At 67.9% G+C, this 18,076-nt stretch carries 17 protein-coding genes; 5 read left to right on the top strand and 12 right to left on the bottom strand.

Annotated elements, in window-relative coordinates; translation table 11 throughout:
* Positions 1–162 precede the first annotated feature (162 nt).
* The 4 genes from RS901_RS22675 to RS901_RS22660 are packed head-to-tail and all read right to left on the bottom strand — an operon-like array spanning position 163 to position 3,563.
* Positions 163–1,509: an ATP-binding protein gene (locus tag RS901_RS22675; RefSeq protein ID WP_316156112.1), complete on the bottom strand. Its 1,347-nt coding sequence runs from the start codon at positions 1,507–1,509 to the stop codon at positions 163–165.
* Positions 1,509–2,222, bottom strand: coding sequence for a response regulator (locus RS901_RS22670; RefSeq protein ID WP_316156110.1), 714 nt, complete (start codon positions 2,220–2,222; stop codon positions 1,509–1,511). The genes RS901_RS22675 and RS901_RS22670 overlap by 1 nt, the downstream gene beginning before the upstream one ends.
* 51 nt (positions 2,223–2,273) lie before the next feature.
* Positions 2,274–2,567, bottom strand: a complete 294-nt coding sequence (locus tag RS901_RS22665) for an EF-hand domain-containing protein (protein ID WP_316156108.1) — start codon at positions 2,565–2,567, stop codon at positions 2,274–2,276.
* A 57-nt stretch (positions 2,568–2,624) separates the two neighbouring features.
* A complete protein-coding gene (locus tag RS901_RS22660) occupies positions 2,625–3,563 on the bottom strand; it encodes a hypothetical protein (protein ID WP_316156106.1) in 939 nt (312 codons plus the stop codon).
* Between the two features lie 259 nt (positions 3,564–3,822).
* On the opposite strand from RS901_RS22660, the gene RS901_RS22655 reads away from it, so the two are divergent.
* A complete protein-coding gene (locus tag RS901_RS22655; RefSeq protein WP_316156105.1) occupies positions 3,823–4,725 on the top strand; it encodes a sterol desaturase family protein in 903 nt (300 codons plus the stop codon).
* A gap of 69 nt (positions 4,726–4,794) precedes the next feature.
* Here the strand turns inward: RS901_RS22655 and pobA are convergent, their stop codons facing one another.
* The gene (gene pobA / locus RS901_RS22650; RefSeq protein ID WP_316156103.1) at positions 4,795–5,964 is read right to left on the bottom strand and encodes a 4-hydroxybenzoate 3-monooxygenase; all 1,170 of its coding nucleotides are present in this window, start codon (positions 5,962–5,964) and stop codon (positions 4,795–4,797) included.
* Between the two features lie 126 nt (positions 5,965–6,090).
* Here pobA and RS901_RS22645 point away from each other — a divergent pair, with 126 nt between their 5' ends.
* Complete coding sequence (locus tag RS901_RS22645; RefSeq protein WP_316156100.1) at positions 6,091–6,999, top strand: helix-turn-helix domain-containing protein; 909 nt, start codon at positions 6,091–6,093, stop codon at positions 6,997–6,999.
* 4 nt (positions 7,000–7,003) lie between these two features.
* Here RS901_RS22645 and pcaD read toward each other — a convergent pair whose 3' ends face one another.
* The 4 genes from pcaD to pcaH form a co-directional block, all read right to left on the bottom strand.
* A complete protein-coding gene (gene pcaD, locus RS901_RS22640; protein ID WP_316156098.1) occupies positions 7,004–8,179 on the bottom strand; it encodes a 3-oxoadipate enol-lactonase in 1,176 nt (391 codons plus the stop codon).
* A gap of 70 nt (positions 8,180–8,249) precedes the next feature.
* The gene (locus RS901_RS22635) at positions 8,250–9,605 is read right to left on the bottom strand and encodes a 3-carboxy-cis,cis-muconate cycloisomerase (RefSeq protein WP_410054229.1); all 1,356 of its coding nucleotides are present in this window, start codon (positions 9,603–9,605) and stop codon (positions 8,250–8,252) included.
* Between the two features lie 107 nt (positions 9,606–9,712).
* Positions 9,713–10,291, bottom strand: a complete 579-nt coding sequence (gene pcaG, locus RS901_RS22630) for a protocatechuate 3,4-dioxygenase subunit alpha (protein WP_316156094.1) — start codon at positions 10,289–10,291, stop codon at positions 9,713–9,715.
* A 4-nt stretch (positions 10,292–10,295) separates the two neighbouring features.
* The gene (gene pcaH / locus RS901_RS22625; protein ID WP_316156092.1) at positions 10,296–10,997 is read right to left on the bottom strand and encodes a protocatechuate 3,4-dioxygenase subunit beta; all 702 of its coding nucleotides are present in this window, start codon (positions 10,995–10,997) and stop codon (positions 10,296–10,298) included.
* Positions 10,998–11,091: 94 nt separating this feature from the next.
* Between pcaH and RS901_RS22620 the strand changes: the two genes are divergently transcribed.
* On the top strand, positions 11,092–12,045 hold the full coding sequence (locus RS901_RS22620; RefSeq protein ID WP_316156090.1) for a LysR substrate-binding domain-containing protein: 954 nt from the start codon (positions 11,092–11,094) through the stop codon (positions 12,043–12,045).
* Here RS901_RS22620 and RS901_RS22615 read toward each other — a convergent pair.
* On the bottom strand, positions 12,039–13,421 hold the full coding sequence (locus RS901_RS22615; protein ID WP_316156088.1) for an aromatic acid/H+ symport family MFS transporter: 1,383 nt from the start codon (positions 13,419–13,421) through the stop codon (positions 12,039–12,041). The two genes, RS901_RS22620 and RS901_RS22615, sit on opposite strands and share 7 nt — an antisense overlap.
* Before the next feature lie 469 nt (positions 13,422–13,890).
* On the opposite strand from RS901_RS22615, the gene RS901_RS22610 reads away from it, so the two are divergent.
* On the top strand, positions 13,891–14,091 hold the full coding sequence (locus RS901_RS22610) for a DUF2905 domain-containing protein (protein ID WP_010810842.1): 201 nt from the start codon (positions 13,891–13,893) through the stop codon (positions 14,089–14,091).
* Positions 14,092–14,106: 15 nt separating this feature from the next.
* Here the strand turns inward: RS901_RS22610 and RS901_RS22605 are convergent, their stop codons facing one another.
* Positions 14,107–16,056, bottom strand: a complete 1,950-nt coding sequence (locus RS901_RS22605; RefSeq protein ID WP_316156083.1) for a methyl-accepting chemotaxis protein — start codon at positions 16,054–16,056, stop codon at positions 14,107–14,109.
* A gap of 379 nt (positions 16,057–16,435) precedes the next feature.
* On the opposite strand from RS901_RS22605, the gene RS901_RS22600 reads away from it, so the two are divergent.
* A complete protein-coding gene (locus RS901_RS22600; RefSeq protein WP_316156082.1) occupies positions 16,436–16,984 on the top strand; it encodes a hypothetical protein in 549 nt (182 codons plus the stop codon).
* Positions 16,985–16,990: 6 nt separating this feature from the next.
* Here RS901_RS22600 and RS901_RS22595 read toward each other — a convergent pair whose 3' ends face one another.
* The gene (locus RS901_RS22595) at positions 16,991–18,013 is read right to left on the bottom strand and encodes a LysR family transcriptional regulator (protein ID WP_316156080.1); all 1,023 of its coding nucleotides are present in this window, start codon (positions 18,011–18,013) and stop codon (positions 16,991–16,993) included.
* Positions 18,014–18,076 lie beyond the last annotated feature (63 nt).

Below are 18,076 nucleotides of genomic sequence, written 5' to 3'. Positions count from 1 at the left end.
GGGAAAGCTGTTACCGACAATCGTTCGACCAGCAAGATCGCAAACCATCGGGGAGCCTGTCATCGCGAGCCGCGCCTCGTTGTTGCCGCGCGCTGCATCGCAGTGACCGAAGTATCGGAAATACCCGGCGGCAATGCCATGCGGGAAATATTTCGCGCGATGTCACGGCGCGGTGCCGTGCCCACGCGGCGCGGAAGCTGCCTGCAGCGGCAGCGCCACCACCGCTTCCAGGCCGCCGCCATCGCGTGCGCGGAACTGCAGCGAGCCGCCGTGCAGCCGTGCAATGCGCTCGACGATGGCCAGCCCGAGGCCGGTTCCGCCCGCACGGCCGCGCGCGTTGGCGCCGCGGCTGAACGGCGCCTTGAGCCGCTCCAGTTCGTGTGCGGCGATGCCCGTGCCGCGATCGCCCACGGCCACGTAGGCGCACGCGGCGTCGCGCCAGGTGCGCACGCTGAGGCCTGACTTGCCGTAGACGACAGCGTTCTGCATCAGGTTCATCAGCAGCCGCATCAGGCTGACCGGCCGGAACGGCACCTGCGGCAACTCGCCCAATGACAGCGCGAATTCATGGCCGAGGCCGGCGAAGTCGGACGCCAGTTGGCCGACCAGCGCATTGAGGTCGCCAGGCTGCGGCAGCTCTTTCTCGCCGCTGCCGGCGTAGTCCATGAACTGCTGCAGGATGGTCTCGATATGGTCCAGGTAGCCTTCTGCCGACGCCACGAAGGCGTCGTCGGCGCCGCGCGGGATCGCCATCGCCATCGCCAGGCGCAGCTTGGTCAGCGGCGTGCGGATATCGTGCGAGACCCCGGCCAGCATCAGCGCACGGGTCTGCTCGGCCTGCTGCAGCGCCTGCGTCATCTGGTTGAAGGCGCTGCCGACCTGCGCAATCTCAGTCGGCCCGTTGGTGGGCAGTGGCGGCGGCGTCTCACCCGCGCAGATCTGGCGCGCCGCCTGTGCCAGGTCCTGCAGCGGGCGGTTCAGGTGCAGCTGGATCAGGTAGCCGGTCAGCGCCGCCAGCAGTGCCAGCGCCAACGACAGCACCAGCGCGGTGCCGATGCCGCCAGCGCGCGCGTCTTCACTCATCGGCAAGGCGACCCATTGCGGCGAGCCGGCCACATGCAGGCGAATCCACAGCTTCTCGCCATCTCCGCTCTGCCATCGCACTGGCGTATCGGGCAGTTGGCGCTGCAGGGCTTCCAGGAACACGTCACGCTGCCACGTGCGCATCAGGTGCAGCGCGTCAGGGGCGGCCGCGGGCGCGGCGCGGGCGGGGTCTTGCCGCTGCGCACCGAGACGCCGGGCCACCGCTGTGCCCGCTTCCGGCGGCGTGGCGGCGAGCACGCCGTCGAGCGTCTTTACGTAATCCGAGAAGATGATGGCAGCACGCTCGATGCGCGGGCGTTGCACGAAATGCAGCAGCACGCTCAGCGAGCACGCCTGGGTGACGGCCACCAGCGCCATCAGCAACGCAATATTGCGCGCGAGCAGCGAGCGTGGCAGCAGCCGCATCACGATTCGACGCCGGCGACCAGCATGTAGCCCACGCCCCACACCGTCTTGATAAAGCGCGGCCTGGACGGATCCGCTTCCACGATCTGGCGCAGGCGCAGGATCTGCACGTCGATGCTGCGGTCAAGCGCATCGTGGTCGCGCCCGCGCGCGCGGGCCAGCAGGTTGTCGCGGCTGACGGCCCGGTTCGGCGAAGACCCCAGTGCGTGCAGCAAGAGCATCTGTGCGGAATGGACCTCGACCAGCTCGCCGGCGCGCATCAGCATCTGCTTGCCGACGTCGAAGGTGAAGTCGCCGAAGCGCAGCGTCTGCGTGGTGACGGTCGGATCGCCGGCGGCCATCTTCTGGCGGCGCAGCAGCGCCCGGATGCGCGCCACCAGTTCATCCGGCACGAAGGGCTTGGCCAGGTAGTCGTCGGCGCCAGTCTCCAGCCCCGCGACGCGGTCGACCGGATCGCCCTTGGCGGTCAGCATCAGGATCGGCAAGGTGTGGCCTTCGGCGCGCAGGCGCCGGCAGATCGTGAGACCGTCTTCCGGCTCCATCATCAGGTCCAGCACCAGCAGGTCGTAGGGCTCGCGCTGCAGGTATTTGTCCAGCTGCCTGCCGTCGGCCACCGCACGCACGCGGAATCCGTGCCCGGTCAGGAACCGTTGCAGCATGTTGCGCAGCTCGGCCTCGTCGTCGAGCACCACAATCCTGTTCGCCTGTTCCATGACGGGTCTCCGGCGATGCCGGCCGCCGCTGCCGGCCTGCGTGGCCAGCCGTCAGCGCGACATCATCTTCTGCCTCATGAACGCCTCGATCTGCGCCAGCGTCACGTCACCCGCGCGCTGCGTATCGATCTGGTCGAAGTGGTTGGCAACCATCGGCATGCCTGCCGCAGCCTGCTCGCGGGTCAGCTTGCCGTCCCGCGTGGTATTGGCGCTGGCAAAGCGCGCCTGCAATTGCTGCAATGCACGCTCCAAGCGCGCGCCGCCGGCCGCGGGCATCTCGACACTTTGTGCCGAGGCACCTGCTGAAACAATACACAAGATAAGCACTGCAATCATCTTCTTCATGACGGACTCCGTGAGACCGCCGGCGCGGCCGGCAGGGGGATGAAAACCTGAAGGCCCTCAGGCCAGGTGGGCTGGGATCCAGACGGCACCGGCCCAGCGTCCGGGCACCAGCACGACCGCCCCGGCCGGACGCGCGACGTAGACGGCGCGCGGCGCGACATAGACCGCACGCGGCAGGGGCTTGGCCCGCACTACCACGGCCGGCAGCGGCGCGGCGGCGACCACGACCCTGGCCGGCGGCGGGACGTAGACGGTGGCCGGCGGCGGCACGTAGATCGCCGCAGGCGGCGGCGTCACCACCACCGGCGGCGTGCTGACGGCCACCGTCGCGCCGACGGCCGTCACGCTGCCGGCGGTGGCCACCGTGGTGCCATGGACCACGGTGGCACCGCCACCATTGCTGACGACGCCAGGGGCGACCTCGGTTGCGCTGCCCACGTGCGTGACGGTGCCGCCCTGTGTGCCGGTCACCGTGCCGGAGCGGTAGCAGGTCGCACCCGCGCAGCTCGTCGACGCCGCATGGTTGACGGTATTGCCATTTGCGCCAGTGACCGTGCCTGACGATGAATACTGGCCGGCGACTTCGCGCGTCACGCTGCCCGCCGTGGTGGCGCTCTGGCCATTTGGGCCGGTCAGGTCGCCGGTATGCGAGCAGGTGCCGCCGGCGCAGCTGGTGCTGCCGTCGTGCTGCACCGAGCGGCCATTCGGCCCAGTGGCCGTGCCGGCATTCGAGAACTGCCCTGGCGCATTGCGCGTCACGGTGCCGGTGTTGGTGGCCAGGCCGCCGTAAGGGCCAGCCACACCGCCGGCGTGCGAGCAGCTGCCGCCACCGCAAGCGCCGGCGTGCGCGCCGTTGTAGACGCCGTGCGGCGTATAGGCCGTGCCGTGGCCGCCCCATGCGGCAAAGGCCGGGGTGCTGGCCAGGATCACCAGCGCGCCCGCGGCGATGCCGAGCAGGCGCGGCAGGCGGGAAGTCTGTGAAAGGCGGTATGTCATCGCAGGTCCTTCAGGTTTGGTTCGGTTCGGGCCGCGCACTGCAGCGCGGCAACGGGACGAACTATAGGCAAAGGGGCTGTGTTTTTCGCGCCCGGAAAAATGTCGCCGTGTTACATGGCACCACCCCGGCGGCCATGACATCCGGCGACACATTTTCTCGCATGGCGATGACTGCGGCCGCCGACTACATTTGCCTCACCGACGCAGCGACGGACCTTTCCGCAAGCCAAGCGTCTCAACTCACCGCACTGGATCGATCATGCACAACCTCGGAAGATTCACGCTCTACGTCACGGCCTTCGTCGTGGCGGTCTCGCTGGTCGAGGCATTGGTGCTGGCGCGCAAGGCCCGCCAGCAAGGCAAGGCCTACCCCTGGCATGAAATGGGGATGTCGCTCGCCGACCTCGCCGGACGCAAGCTGCTCGCGCTGCTGCCGCTGTCGCTGGCCACGCCGGTGTTCTCGTTTGCCTGGCAGCACCGCATCTTCACGGTGGAGATCAACAGTGCGCTGGCCGTGCTGCTGCTCTTCGCGGGGCAGGAGTTCTGCTACTACTGGTACCACCGCGCGTCGCACCGCATCCGCTTCTTCTGGGCCACGCATGCGGTGCACCACTCGCCCAATGAACTGACGCTGGGGACGGCGTATCGCCTGGGCTGGACCGGCAAGATCACCGGCACGGCAATCTTCTTCGCACCGCTGGTATGGCTCGGGGTGCGTCCGGAAGTGGTGCTGGCCGCGCTGAGCCTGAACCTGCTGTACCAGTTCTGGCTGCACACCACCTGGATTCCGAAGCTGGGCTGGTTCGAGTATGTGTTCAACACCCCGTCGGCGCACCGCGTGCACCATGCATCGAATGTCGACTACCTGGATGCCAACTATGGCGGCGTGCTGATCATCTTCGACCGCCTGTTCGGCACCTATGTGGAAGAACGTGCCGACGAGCCGTGCCGATATGGGCTGGTCAAGCCGACCACCACGCATAACCCGCTGGTCAACCAGTTCGAGCACTGGGCGGGTCTGCTGCGCGACATGGCCAACGCCGGCAGCGTCACCAATGCCATCGGTTACCTGATCATGCCCCCGGGCTGGACGCCGGACGGTAGCGGCGAAACCACGGAGAGCCTGCGGCGGCAGGCGCAGGCGGCGAAGATGGGGGTGTAACTGGTGAAGAACGCGCGGCGATGCCGCGCGTTTTCCTTTTGGGGATCCTTGCTCGGTTGAGGGCGTTGCTCAATACGGCAACCCCACATAGTTCTCCGCCAACACCCGTGACGCCGCCTCGGACCCCACCAGGTAATCCAACTCCGCCTGCTGCATCCGCAACGAGAACGCATCCGCATCGGGGAACCGGTGCAACAGCGAAGTCATCCACCACGAGAAGCGCTCGGCCTTCCACACACGCTGCAGGCAACGCGCGGAATAGCCATCAAGGCCGCTGGTATCGGCATGGCGGTAACGGGCTTCAAAGCCCTCGGACAACGCCAGCACATCACTGGCCGCCAGGTTCAACCCCTTGGCCCCGGTAGGCGGCACGATATGCGCCGCGTCGCCCGCCAGGAACAGCCGGCCAAAACGCATCGGCTCGCTCACAAAGCTGCGCAGCGGGGCAATGCTCTTCTCGATGCTGGGCCCGGTCACCAGCGCGCTTGCCGTCAGCGGATCGAGCCGGGTGCGCAGCTCCTGCCAGAAGCGCTCATCGGACCAGTCTTCCACGCGCTCGCTCGACGCCACCTGCACGTAGTAGCGGCTACGGTGGCGTGAACGCATGCTGCACAGCGCGAAGCCGCGCTCATGGCTGGCGTAGACCAGCTCATCGGCAACGGGTGGCGTCTCCGACAACAGCCCCAGCCAGCCAAACGGATAGACGCGCTCGAACACCTGCCGCGCCGCCACCGGCACGCTCTCGCGGCAGATGCCGTGAAAGCCGTCGCAGCCGGCGATGTAGTCGCAGGCAACCTCGTGCATGGCGCCATCCTTGCGATAGCGCACTGACGGCGTGCTGCCGTCGAAGCCCTGCACGCTGACCTGCCGCGCTTCATAGATGGTGGGGGTGCCGTCGGCGCGGCGTGCATCCATCAGGTCGCGCGTGACCTCGGTCTGCCCATACACCGTGACGCTGCGCCCGATCAGCGCATGCAGGTCGATATGGTGGCGCTGCCCGCCGTACGACAGGGCGATGCCGTGGTGCACCAGGCCGTCCGCATGCAGCCGCCCGGCCACGCCGGCGCGTTCCAGCGCGTCGACGGTGACGCTCTCCAGGATGCCCGCGCGGATGCGGCCAAGTACGTATTCGGGACTGCGTTGTTCGATGATGATGTTGTCGATGCCGGCGCGTGTCAGCAACTGGCCGAGCAGCAGGCCGGCCGGGCCGGCGCCGATGATGGCAACCTGGGTGCGCATGTCTTGTCTCCTTGTGGGTATCCGTCTTCTGCCGCTAAAGATAGTCGGCGGCGGCCCGCCAAGGAATGGACAGATCGAACCAATGACAGGACAATCGGAACATCGCTGGTAAACACCTAAGCCACCGTGAGACCTGTCCCGACGTACTCGCTGTATGGCATCAATCCCTCGGAACTGCTGTCAAACCAGCTGCATTTCGAATCCATTGCCGCACGCAGCCGCCTGCACGGGTGGGAGATCAAGCCCCACCGGCATGAACGCTTCCTGCAAATTCTGTACATTCACTCAGGCGCCGGCGAAGCCCTGCTGGAAGAGCGGCGCGAACCGCTGCGCAGCGGTTCGCTGGTGACGATGCCGCCACGGCATATCCATGGCTTTGTCTTCACTCCGGACACCGACGGCATGGTCGTGACCATGACCGATAGCCACCTGCGCACGCTGCTGGCCGGTGTGCCGGATGCGCTGCCGCTGTTCGCCCATCCGCGCCACGACCGCGTGCGCCGGGGCCACGCGCTGGCCGATACGCTGGCGCTCGTTCGTGATGAGATGGAAACTGTGTCCGCCTGGCGTGGGGCGTCGCTGTCGGCGTTGCTGACGCTGCTGCTGATCGGCATCGCGCGGCTGGCCAATGCCACCGCGCCCGCCGCGGTGCGCAGCAACAGCCGGCCCGCGCGGCACTTCCAGCACTTTCAGCAGATGCTCGAGTCTGCTTATCGTGAGCAGAAGGAAATCGCGCACTATGCCGGCGCCATCGGCATCACGCCCACGCAGCTCAACCGCGTGTGCCGCCAGGCGTGCGGGCAGTCGGCCCTGCAGATGATCCATGCGCGCGTGCTGGCCGAGGCGCAGCGCGACTTGCTGTTCAGCGACCTGGAGGTCAAGTACATCGCCCTGTCGCTCGGGTTCTCCGACGCCGCCTACTTCTCGCGCTTCTTCGCGCGGCTGGTAGGACAGTCGCCGACTGAGTTCCGGCAATCGGGGCGCGCGCGGCTGCCGGCATTTGCCATGCCGCCGCCCGCGGATGCGGCGGGGTGACCGGTCAGCCGGCCTGGTCCATCCCGGCGAACACCTCCTCGGCCAGGTGAAAGGCCGAGTTCGCCGCCGGCACGCCGCAATAGATTGCGGTCTGCAGCAGCACCTCCTTGATCTCGTCGCGCGTCACGCCATTGTTGGCGGCGGCGCGCAGATGCAACTTGAGCTCCTCCGCGCGGTTCAGCGCCGCCATCATGGCGATCGTCAGCAGGCTGCGCGTATGCCGCGGCAGGCCTTCGCGCGTCCAGATCTCGCCCCAGGCATAGCGCGTGATGAGATTCTGGAACTCCTCGTTGAGCGGGGTCAGCCGCGCGAGCGAACGGTCCACGTGCGCGCTGCCGAGCACCTCGCGCCGCACGGCAAGGCCGGCGTCGTAACGCGCATGATCGTCGCTCACGGGCAGCCGCCCGCGCACGAAATCGAGAAGCGCCGCCGTGAAGCGGCCGGGCTGCTCGAAGCTGGAAATATGCGCGGCGGGCAGTTCGACAAAGCGCGCACCGGGAATCGCGTCGGCCAGCGCGCGGCCTTCCTGCACGCTGGTTGACGGGTCCTGGCTGCCGGCGATAACCAGCACGGGCACCGTTATCGACGCCACCGACTCGCGCAAATCGGCGTCGCGCACGGCCGCGCAACTGGCCGCATAGCCGCGCGGATCGAGTCCGGCCAGCACCTCGCGCAGGCCGTCCAGCGCGCGCTCCGCCGTGGCGGCAAACCCCGGCGTGAACCAGCGCTCGACCGAAGGCGCGACCATCACGCCCATGCCTTCGCGCCGTACGGTGTCGATGCGGGTATTCCATCCGTCGGCATTACCGATCTTCGCGGCGGTATTGGCCAGCACGATATGCGAGAACCGCTGCGGCGCATGGATGCCCAGCCACATCCCCGTGAGCCCGCCCATCGACAGGCCACAGAACACCGCCTGCCCGATCCCCAGCGCGTCCAGGATGGCGATGACGTCCTGCCCGAGCTGCGCCACGGCAAAGGCATCGCCCGGCGCGGTCGAGCGGCCGTGGCCGCGGGTGTCATAGCGCACCACGCGAAAGCGCCCGGCCAGCGCGGCAGCCTGCGGCTCCCACATGGTGTGGTCGGTGCCGAGCGAGTTCGAGAAGAGGATGGCGGGCGCGGAATCGGGGCCGTCAACGGTGTAGAAGAGCCGGGCGCCGGCGTGGTCGAGGTAGGGCAATGCAGTCTCCTTGGGTGCGCGGCCGGCGGCGTGGCCGGCGCATCGCGGTAGTTCCGGGCTCAGGGCAGTCTCAGGGCTGGCGCGCCGCCAGTGCGGATTGCCAGGCCTGCACGGCGGCATCGGCAAAGGCCGCTGACTGGCCCGCGTAGTTGGCGGGGTCTGCAAGTCGGTCCAGCGCGGCGTCATCGAGCAGGCCGGCATGCGCCGGGTCGGATTGCAGCGTGCGGGCCAGCGCCTCGCGCAGGCTGGTGCCGTCGGCCACGGCACGCTGCGAGGCGCGTTCCACCAGATGGTGCGCCGGCAGCCGGCCGATCCTGCTGCCAAGTTCAAGCATCGCCGCCTCGCCGAGGATCAGGCCATGGGTGAGGCCGAGGTTGGCACGCATGCGCGCCGTATCGACGTGCAGCCCCGCCACGACCTCGCCCATCTGGCGCAGCGCGCCGGCGGCCAGCGTCACGATCTGCGGCAGCGTGTCCCACTCTGCCTGCCAGCCACCCAGGGCGCGTTCATGTTCCTGCACCATGCCCGCCAGCATCGTCGCCACCAGCGGGGGCACGCGCACCGCGGCCGTCAGCACTGCGGCGCAGCCGACCGGGTTGCGCTTGTGCGGCATGGTGCTGGAGCCGCCGCGGCCGGGGCCCGAGGGCTCGGCCACTTCCGCCACCTCGGTCTGCATCATCAGCGAGATATCGCGCGCCATCTTGCCGAGCGTGCCGGTCAGCATGCCCAGCGTGGTGGCGATCTCGGCCATGCGGTCGCGATGCGCGTGCCACGGCAACACGGGCGCGGCCAGGTCCAGTTCGCGGGCCAGCGCGGCGGTCACCGCGGGCGCGGCCTGGCCAAGGCTGGCGAGCGTGCCGGCGGCGCCGCCGAACTGCAGCACGCGGGCCTGGGCGCGGGTGGCATCGAGACGGCCGAGATCGCGGCGCAGCGCATCGAGCCAGCCCGCGGCCTTGAGGCCGAAGCTGGCCGGCAGTGCATGCTGGAGCCAGGTGCGCGCGACCATGGGCGTGGCCCGATGCGCCGAAGCCAGCGCGGCGCAGGCTGAGCCCAGGCGCACCAGGTCGGCATCCAGCGCGCGCAGCGCGTCGCCGGCCTGGAGCACTAGTGCGGTGTCGATGATGTCCTGGCTGGTGGCGCCCCAGTGGACAAAGCGCGCCGCCTGCGCATCGCGCGCGGCCACGGCGGCGGTCAGTTGCCTGACGAAGGGAATGGCGAGATTGCCGGCAGCGACCGCGGCTTGCGCAAGCGCGTCGCGATCAATGATGCCGGGGTCGCGGCAGACGTCGGAAATCACGGCCGCGGCCGCGGCAGGAATCACGCCGCTGTCGGCTTCGGCGCGCGCGAGCGCGGCCTCCACGGCAAGCATGCGCTGCACCGTGCCGGCGTCGGAGAAAATTTCCAGCACGGCCGGGCTGCCGGACATGGGATCGGTGAGACGCGTAGCGGTTGGCATTGGGGGCGATGGGTAGCGTGAGTGGCCGTGACATCGACGGCCACCCGATTATGCGTCTGTTGCCGGCAACGGGGCCTTCAGATATCGAAGAACACCGTCTCGCCCTGCCCCTGCAGCGCCACGTCCCAGCGCAGCGTGCCGTTGCCGGCATCGCTGGCAATCAGCGTGCCGCGGCGCTCGGCGGGGACCAGTGCCAGCACGGCATCGGCAGCATTGGCGGCCGCTTCGTCTGGGAAGTACATGCGCGTGGCGACATGCTTGACCAGCCCGCGCATGAACACCGACACCATGATGTGCGGCGCCTGCGGCCGGCCGTCCGCACCGGGCACGGTGCCGGGCTTGACGGTGACGAAGCGGAACGAGCCGTCGGCCTCGGTCGGCACTCGGCCGAAGCCGGTAAAGCCGGGCACCAGCGGCAGCTCGCGCGCATCGTCGGGGTGGCGGTAGCGGCCGGCGGGATTGGCCTGCCAGATCTCGACCATGCCGTCCGGCACGGGCTCGCCGTTGCCGTCGGTCACGCGGCCTTCAATCACGATGCGCTGACCAGCCAGTTCCGGCGCGCTGGCGGTCAGGTCGGCGCAGTTCAGGCCGCTCAGGCCGCTCAGGCCGATATGGAGATAAGGGCCGACGGTCTGGGATGCGGTGGCGTAAAGCATGGTCTTACTCCATCGGCGTGGCATCGCGGCCACGCAGCACGATATCGAAATGGTAGCCGAGCGCGTATTCGGGCTGGGTCGTCTCCCAGTCGAGGCTGGCCACAAGCCGGTCGCGCGCCTTTTCGTCCGGCACGCAGTTGAAAATCGGATCGAACGGCAACAGCGGATCGCCGGGGAAATACATCTGCGTCACCAGCCGCGTGGCGTAGGCGTTGCCGAACAGCGAGAAGTGGATATGCTGCGGCCGCCAGGCATTGTGGTGGTTGCGCCAGGGATAGGCGCCCGGCTTGATGGTCTTGAACTGGTAGCGCCCGCTGGCATCGGTGACGGTGCGGCCCTCGCCCGAGAAATGCGGGTCGAGCGGCGCATCATGCTGGTCGCGCTTGTGCACGTAGCGGCCGGCCGCATTGGCCTGCCAGACCTCGATCAGCGCGTTCGGCACCGGCCTGCCATTCTCGTCCAGCACGCGGCCGGTCACGAGGATGCGCTCGCCGATGGGCTCGCCGCCGTTGCCGACGGTGAGGTCGTTGTCCCCTTCGCGGACGAACTCGGCGCCAAAGGTGGGGCCGGTCACTTCAGACAGCGACTGCGGCAGCGCAATCAGCGGCTGGTCCGGCGAGCGCTTCTGCGTCGAGGCATAGGGATCGAAGCGGTATTCGGGCTGGGTGTCCCAGTAGGGACGGCGGTACTGGGCAAGACGGGTCATCGCGCAGTCTCCTTGTCATTGGAATGGTTTGACTTTAAACAACACATAAAGTCATGTAAATTAATAATTCGTCGAAATACGATAACTTTTTGACATGAAACCACAAGCCCCACTCGCGCTCGAAATCTTCCGCAATCGCGTGCGGCTGCGGCACCTCTATTGTTTCGTGGCGGTGTCCCAGACCCAGCACCTGGGCCGCGCCGCCGAACGCCTGGGGCTGACGCAGCCAGCCGTCTCCAAGACACTGAGCGAGCTCGAGGAACTGGCCGGCACCCGCCTGCTGGTCCGGCAGCGAGCCGGCACTGAACTGACCACCGCCGGCACGCGCTTCCTGCGCCACGCCCTGCGCATCCTCGCGGATATCGATGCCGCGGCGGACAGCATGGCCGGCGCGGATGCGCTGCCGCAGGAGCGCATCCGGCTGGGTGCGCTGCCAAGCGTGGTGCCGGCCGTGCTGACTGATGCCCTGCTGCGTTTCCGCGCCGCACATCCCGAGGTCGGCCTTGCCGTGCAGACCGGCATGAACCGCAATCTCATCGACCAGCTCAAATCGGATGTGCTCGACCTCGTCATTGGCCGGATGGACGACCCGGTGGCCATGGAGAGCCTGTGGTTCGAGTCGCTGGGCCCGGACTCGCTGGCACTGGCGGTTCGTCCCGGGCATCCCCTCGCCGCCGTATCGCGGCCAACGCTGGTTGACGCGCTGGCGTGGCCGCTGGTGATTCCGGCAGCGGGCTCGATTCCCCGCCACAACACGGAAAGCCTGCTCGCCCGGCACGGCCTGCCCCTGCCAGGCGGATGCGTGGAAACCTCGGACGCCTATCTCGGACGGCTGCTGGCCCGGCAGAGCGACTGCGTGTGGGCAGCGCCGCTCTCCGCAACCAGGCGCGCGGTATCCGAGGGGGAGCTGGTACTCCTGCCGATCGATACGCAGGGCACCGAGGAACCGATCGGCCTGCTGCGGCACGGCGACCGCACGCTCACACCGATGGCCGAGGCGCTGGCGAACTGCATTCGCGCCGCGGCCCAGCCTGATTTCGCTCAGTGACTCGCGACGCTTGCGCTGGCATTGACTGAGTCGGCGGCAGCCGCAGGGCGGCTGCTGAAATGCTTCACCAGCAGTGCACCGGCGGCAAGGAATGCCGGCACGGTAAGCAGCGTAAAGATCGTGTCGAAGCCCAGGTGCAGGCGCAGCAGTTCCGCACCGAGCAGCGCGCCGGTGATGCCGCCGAAGCGGCCGATGCCAAGCATCCAGGCAACGCCGGTAGCGCGGCCCTGCGTCGGGTAAAACGCCGCGGCCAGCGAAGGCATCGAAGACTGGGCGCCGTTCATGGCCGTACCGGCGAGGAAGATCAGCACGCCCAGCAGCACCTGGCTGCCGGTGCCGTGGCCCACGGCGTAGATCAGTACGCCGGTTGCAGCGTAGGTGATGGCGATGACCTTGTTCGGATTGAAGCGGTCCATGAACCAGCCGGCCGCGATGGTGCCGATGCCGCCACCGAGCGGAAACAGCGCCGTCAGGAATGACGCGTGCTGGATCGAGAAACCGGCGTCCTTCATCAGCGTCGGCATCCAACTCGTCAGCAGGTAGAAGATGACGAGGCCCATGAAGTAAGTGGACCACAGCATCGCCGAGCCCAGGCGATAGCCGGGCGCCAGCACGGTGCCGATGGCGGATCGGGTCACAGGGGCCTGCTCGCCGATGATGAAGTTGTTGGCCTTGGACAGGTCTGCGCCAGTCACGCGCCGCAGCACGTTGCGGATCTGGGTGGCAGGATAGTTGCGCAGGACCATGTAGCGCACGGACTCCGGCAGCAGCACCACCAGCAACAGCGCGAGCGCAAGCGGCACGATGCCGCCAAGCAGCAGCACGCTATGCCAGCCGAAGTGCGGAATCATCGCGGCGGCGACAAAGCCGCCGGCCGCGGAACCAAGCGGAAAGCCGCAGAACATGGTGTTCACTAGCACGGCACGGCGGCGTTGCGGCGCAAACTCCGATGTCAGCGTCACGGCATTGGGCATGGCGGCGCCCAGGCCCAGGCCCGTCAGGAAGCGCCAGACCGTGAGCCAGCCCAGCGTGGGCGCAAACGCGGTGGCGAGGCTGCAGGCGCCAAAGAAGAAGACGGACAGCACCAGCACCTTCTTGCGGCCGACACGGTCAGCCAGCGGACCGGCGAAGATCGCACCGAAAGCAAGACCGAACAGGGCCGCGCTCATGACGGGCCCGAGGGCGGCTTTCTCGATCCCCCAGTCCTGCACCAGCGCCGGCGCGATATATCCGATTGCGGCGGTATCGAAACCGTCAATGGCAACGATCAGGAAGCACAGCACAAGAATGAGCCACTGGTAACCAGTGAATCGCTGTCCGTCGATCAGGGCCTGGACGTCCGTGACGCCGCCCGTCGTTTGGGTGGGATGTTGCACTGCTGTCTCCGTTTGCCTGGAAATCGCACGAGCCGTCCTGCAGGCCGGCAATGCGATGCTGTTCTAATGGCGAACTGCTGTTCTCCAATTGAACGGAATCTTAGGCAACGGGCATTGCGACTCAGAATTAGCGTTAACCCGGCGGGAAATTGGCCGTCCAGCGTGTGGATTTCGCCGGAGCACGCCATTTTTGTGGAACCAGACTGAACATCTGGATCAGGGAACAGTGCTTTCTATCAGAAAACAGGCTGATCGTGAAATTTACCATCAGACTAACCTTGCGGCATTCCGGCGGTATAACCAAATTTCATGCAAAGAGCGCCAACTCTCAATTTACATTCCGAAATCCGAGACCTATAGTCCCTGCCCCCGGTGCGCCGAGCCGATGCAATCCTGCGGCGAAGTGCCTGTCCAACGTCTCAGGATCCGGGGCGCCACAAGCCGCCGGCCCGAACAAATCCATCCGATCATGCAACGCCTGCTTCTCATCCTTGGCTGCCTGCTGATCGCAGCCGCCGCTGCCTGGCCCTGGCTGTCGAAGCTGCCGCTCGGGCGGCTGCCCGGCGATATCCATATCGTCCGGGACGGGTTCAGCTTCTACTTTCCGATCACGACCTGCATCCTGGTGTCGGTGCTGGTGTCGGTCGTGATCTGGATCTTCCGGCGCTGAGCACTGCGAGGTGCACTAGGCTCGCGCCTCGGTCCGGAACACCGCCACCGCCCGCTGCATATGCAGCGCCTGCTCCTGCAGCGACTGCGCCGCCGCGGCGGCCTCCTCCACCAGCGCGGCGTTCTGCTGCGTGACCTGGTCCATCTGCGTCACCGCCTGGTTGACCTGGGCGATGCCGCTGCTCTGCTCGCGCGAGGCATGGCTGATCTCATCCATCATCGCCGTCACGCGGCCGATGGCGGCAACGGTGCTCTCCATGGTCGCGGCAACGTCCAGCGCCAGCGTGTTGCCCGACGCCACACGCTGCGCCGATTGCGAGATCAGCGTGCGGATCTCCTTGGCCGAGCTGCCGGCGCGCTGCGCCAGCCCGCGCACTTCAGTCGCCACCACCGCAAAGCCGCGGCCGGCCTCGCCCGCGCGCGCGGCCTCCACCGCCGCGTTCAGCGCCAGGATATTGGTCTGGAAGGCAATGCCGTCGATCACCGCGATGATGTCGACGATGCGCCGCGAATCGGCCTCGATCTCCTGCATGGTCTGCTGCATGCGCCCGACCGCGTCGCCGCCGGCGCGCGCCACGCCAGACGCCTCGCGCGCCAGCTCGCTGGCCTGGCCGGCATTGCTGGCGTTCTGCTGCACGGTCGCCGTCAGCTGCTCCATGCTGGCCGCGGTCTGCTCCAGCGACGAAGCCTGCTCCTCGGTGCGCTGCGACAGGTCGATATTGCCCTGCGCGATATCGCCCGCCGCCGCCAGCACGTTGTGCGCGCCGGCCTTAGTGTCGCCGATCAGCGCGCGCCAGCTGTCCACCAGCGACAGCAGGTGCCGCTTGATCTCGCTCAGTTCGTCGCGCCCGCGCACCGAGATGCGCAGGGTCAGGTCGCCCGCATTGATGCGCTCGACCATCTCCGCCACCTGCCGCACGTCGCCGCGCATGCCGCGGCTGAAGCCGATGAACAGGTAGAACGCGGCGGCTACGGTAACCAGCGCAATGCCCGCCAGCAACACGAACTGCCCTTCCTGCGCCGCGACACGCTGTGCCAGCATGGCGTCCACGATCCCGGCAAACGCCTTGTTGGCGGCCGCAACGCCTTCGATGGCCGCGGTGGCCTCGTCGAAGTAGGTCTTGGCATCGATATCGATGCCGGTCGCGCCCAGCATCCGGACCTTGAGCGTGCGATGGAAGTTGTCCATCGCGGCGAGCCGCGCCAGCGCGGCGTCGATGCGCGGCCGGTACGCGGGTGCCGCGTTCCCGACGCGCGCGATGTCGCGCCGCACCGTTTCCAGCCCCTCGTGGATCTGCTCGGCGAGCGCGCCCAGGCCCGCCTGCTGCGCGGCATCGGCATAGCCGCCCTGCGCGATGATGCCGGCCCCACGGCCGCGCGCCAGCGCGCTCAGCTCAGCCAGGCGCGGCATCGGGCCCACCAGCAGGTTGAGCAGGTAGTAAGAGCCCGCTTCACTGTCCAGCGCCAGCTGCGAGCGCTCGGCCACATCGCCGATAAACGCCTGCGTCTGCCGCACCAGCGCGCTGTGGCGCTCGAACAGCGGCCCCGCCGTGGTGTCCAGGCCAAGCCCGCGCAGATGCTGCCAGTCCTGCTCCAGCTTGCGCGCCCCGGCCGCCAGTTCGAATGCAGGATTCTCCGCGATGCTGCGCGTCAGCCCCGCCAGGCCGGCCGCGGCCTTGTTGTCGGCCGCGTCGAAGGTGGCGCGAAAGGCCGTATTGCCCGACAACACCGCATTGGCGGCGCCGCGCCGGACCTGGGTCTCGCGCATGAAGTCGAGCGCATGCCCGGCCACGGCAAGCCCCCGCACTTCATCGCCGGTGGTGCGGATCGATCGCGCCGCATCGCTCAGCACCACGTACATCGCGCCGCATAGCGGCACCAGGAACAGCACGGCGATCAGCGCGAGCTTGCGGTTGATATTCAGGCGCGCCATCAGGCGCTCGGCGGGAAGGAAAATAGGAGTCATGGCGGTCGCGGAACCTGGCTTGGATTTCCTCCTATCGGCCTTGATTGGCAGGCCTGAAGCGCGGATTTCGAAGGTCTTGATAATGCGCAAATCCGGTGCGGAAAATGCGCTGAAGTGGGGCAGACAGCACGGGTTGCGGGCAGCGTCGGCACCGCTGCCTGCCCACCTGCACCGAAGACGTGTGGGACATCGGGCAAGGGGTGACGGCGGCTTTTCCGGCCTTGTGCTCCTGACCGGTCGCCAGCCGGTCCGCCATCGCCATGTGTGGCATGGCCCGCACGGCTTCGGTACCGGCCACTCCGCGGCCAGACCCCGGGGCGCCTAGTATCTTGTGAGGCGGCAGCGCTGCCGCAAGCCGCCTGGCACGGAGGAGACTCGCATGCACCGTCACCGCCCCCCGCTGCTGGCGCCCGTCTGCCTGGTTGCCGGTGCCCTGCTTGGCATGGGCGGGAGCTTTGTCCCGTCGGCGTCATGGCGCAGCCTGGCCTGGGGCCTCGACGGCATCGCCCTGGTCATCGCCTCCGCATTGCTTGCCGTGCATTTCTTCCGCCACCACCATGACCTGGTGGCCGCGGGCTTCCTGGTCTTTCTCGCCGGGCAGGCGCTGGTGGTGTCGGGCGCGGGCATGGCGCTGGAGGACAGCGCGCCGTCCTTCGCCGCGGGCGCCGGGCTGTGGGCCGCGGCGCTGGTACTGATCAGCGCCCCAACGGTGATGCCGAATGCGGTCCGGATGCCGGGTGCGATCGCGGCCATCCTGCTGGCGGCGTCGTCGCTGCGGATGCTGGGCGGCAGCGGCCTGACGCCCTTGTCCGAGCCGCTGCCGTTCTTCGCTTACCCGTTCCTGGTCTTCACGCTGCTGGGGTGGGCCTGGTCGTGCCTGCGGCCCACGCCCCCGGCGCAAGCGGGGTCGTCTTCCGCGCCTCCCTGAGCACGCTCATGCGCGACGGGTCCGCTCGCCGCGCTCGCGCCGCTGCGGGCCCGGGCTCCCGACCATACCCGGCGTGGGAATGGCTTGCCGCATGGCATCGACAAACAACCTGAGCTTCGCCGGATAGAAGCGCGCATGGGGGTAGACCAGGTAGATCGGCAAGGGGTCCGCCTGCCACTGCGGCAGCAGGTGCAGCAGCCTGCCGCTGGCAATGTCGTCGGCAAAGATCCAGGCCGAGCCGACGGCAACGCCCAGCCCTAGCCGGGTCGCCGAATGCAGCGCGTAGAGGCTGTCCGTGCTCATGCGCGGCTGGAATGCGATGCCTTGGCGCGCCTGCGTCTGCGTGTTCTGCAGCACGATCTCATTGCGATAGAAGGTGCGCAGCGCCAGCCATGGCAAGGCCTCCAGGTCTTCCGGCCGGCGTGGCAGCGGCTTACCCTCAAACAGCGACGGTGCGGCAATGACCGCGCGCGGCACGTCGGCGAGCCGCACCGCCACCACGCCGGGTTCATGCACCTCGCCCACATGAATCGCACAATCGATGGCCTCGGCGATGAAATCCGGGGTACGGTCATGCAGCAGCCATTCCACCGAGACTTCGGGGTACTGCTGCAAGAAGCCGGCCAGCGGGCCGACCAGCAGCTCCTGCCCGAAAGCGTGCGGCACCACCACACGCAACGTGCCTGCCGGCGCATGCCCGACCCCGCGCACGTCGGCCTCGAACATGGTCCAGTCGGCCACCAGTTCCTTGGCACGCTCATAGCAACGCTCGCCGTCCTCGGTCAGCTTCATCGCATGCGTGGAGCGCTGCAGCAGTCGCACGCCGAGCAACCGCTCCAGCGTCTGCAGGCGCCGGCTGACGGTGGGCTGAGTCGTCTGCAGCTGCGCTGCCGCCATCGACAGGCTGCCGGCCTCGACGATGCGCACAAAGGTCTGCATCAGGTCTATGCGGTCGGCGCTGGTGGCGCCGCGGGCAGTTGCCCTGCCCTGCGCGGCGTGGGTTCGCGGCAATGCTGGCTGGCGTTTCATACGTATCTCGTATAACCATTGTTCATCCCGCACGTCTACCAGAATCCGCCCGCGTGGACAACA

It is taken from the genome of Cupriavidus sp. BIC8F, from assembly GCF_032465815.1.
Lineage (GTDB): Bacteria > Pseudomonadota > Gammaproteobacteria > Burkholderiales > Burkholderiaceae > Cupriavidus > Cupriavidus necator.
Note: the sequence above shows the minus strand (reverse complement) of the source record. Positions and strands in the feature narration are given on the sequence as shown.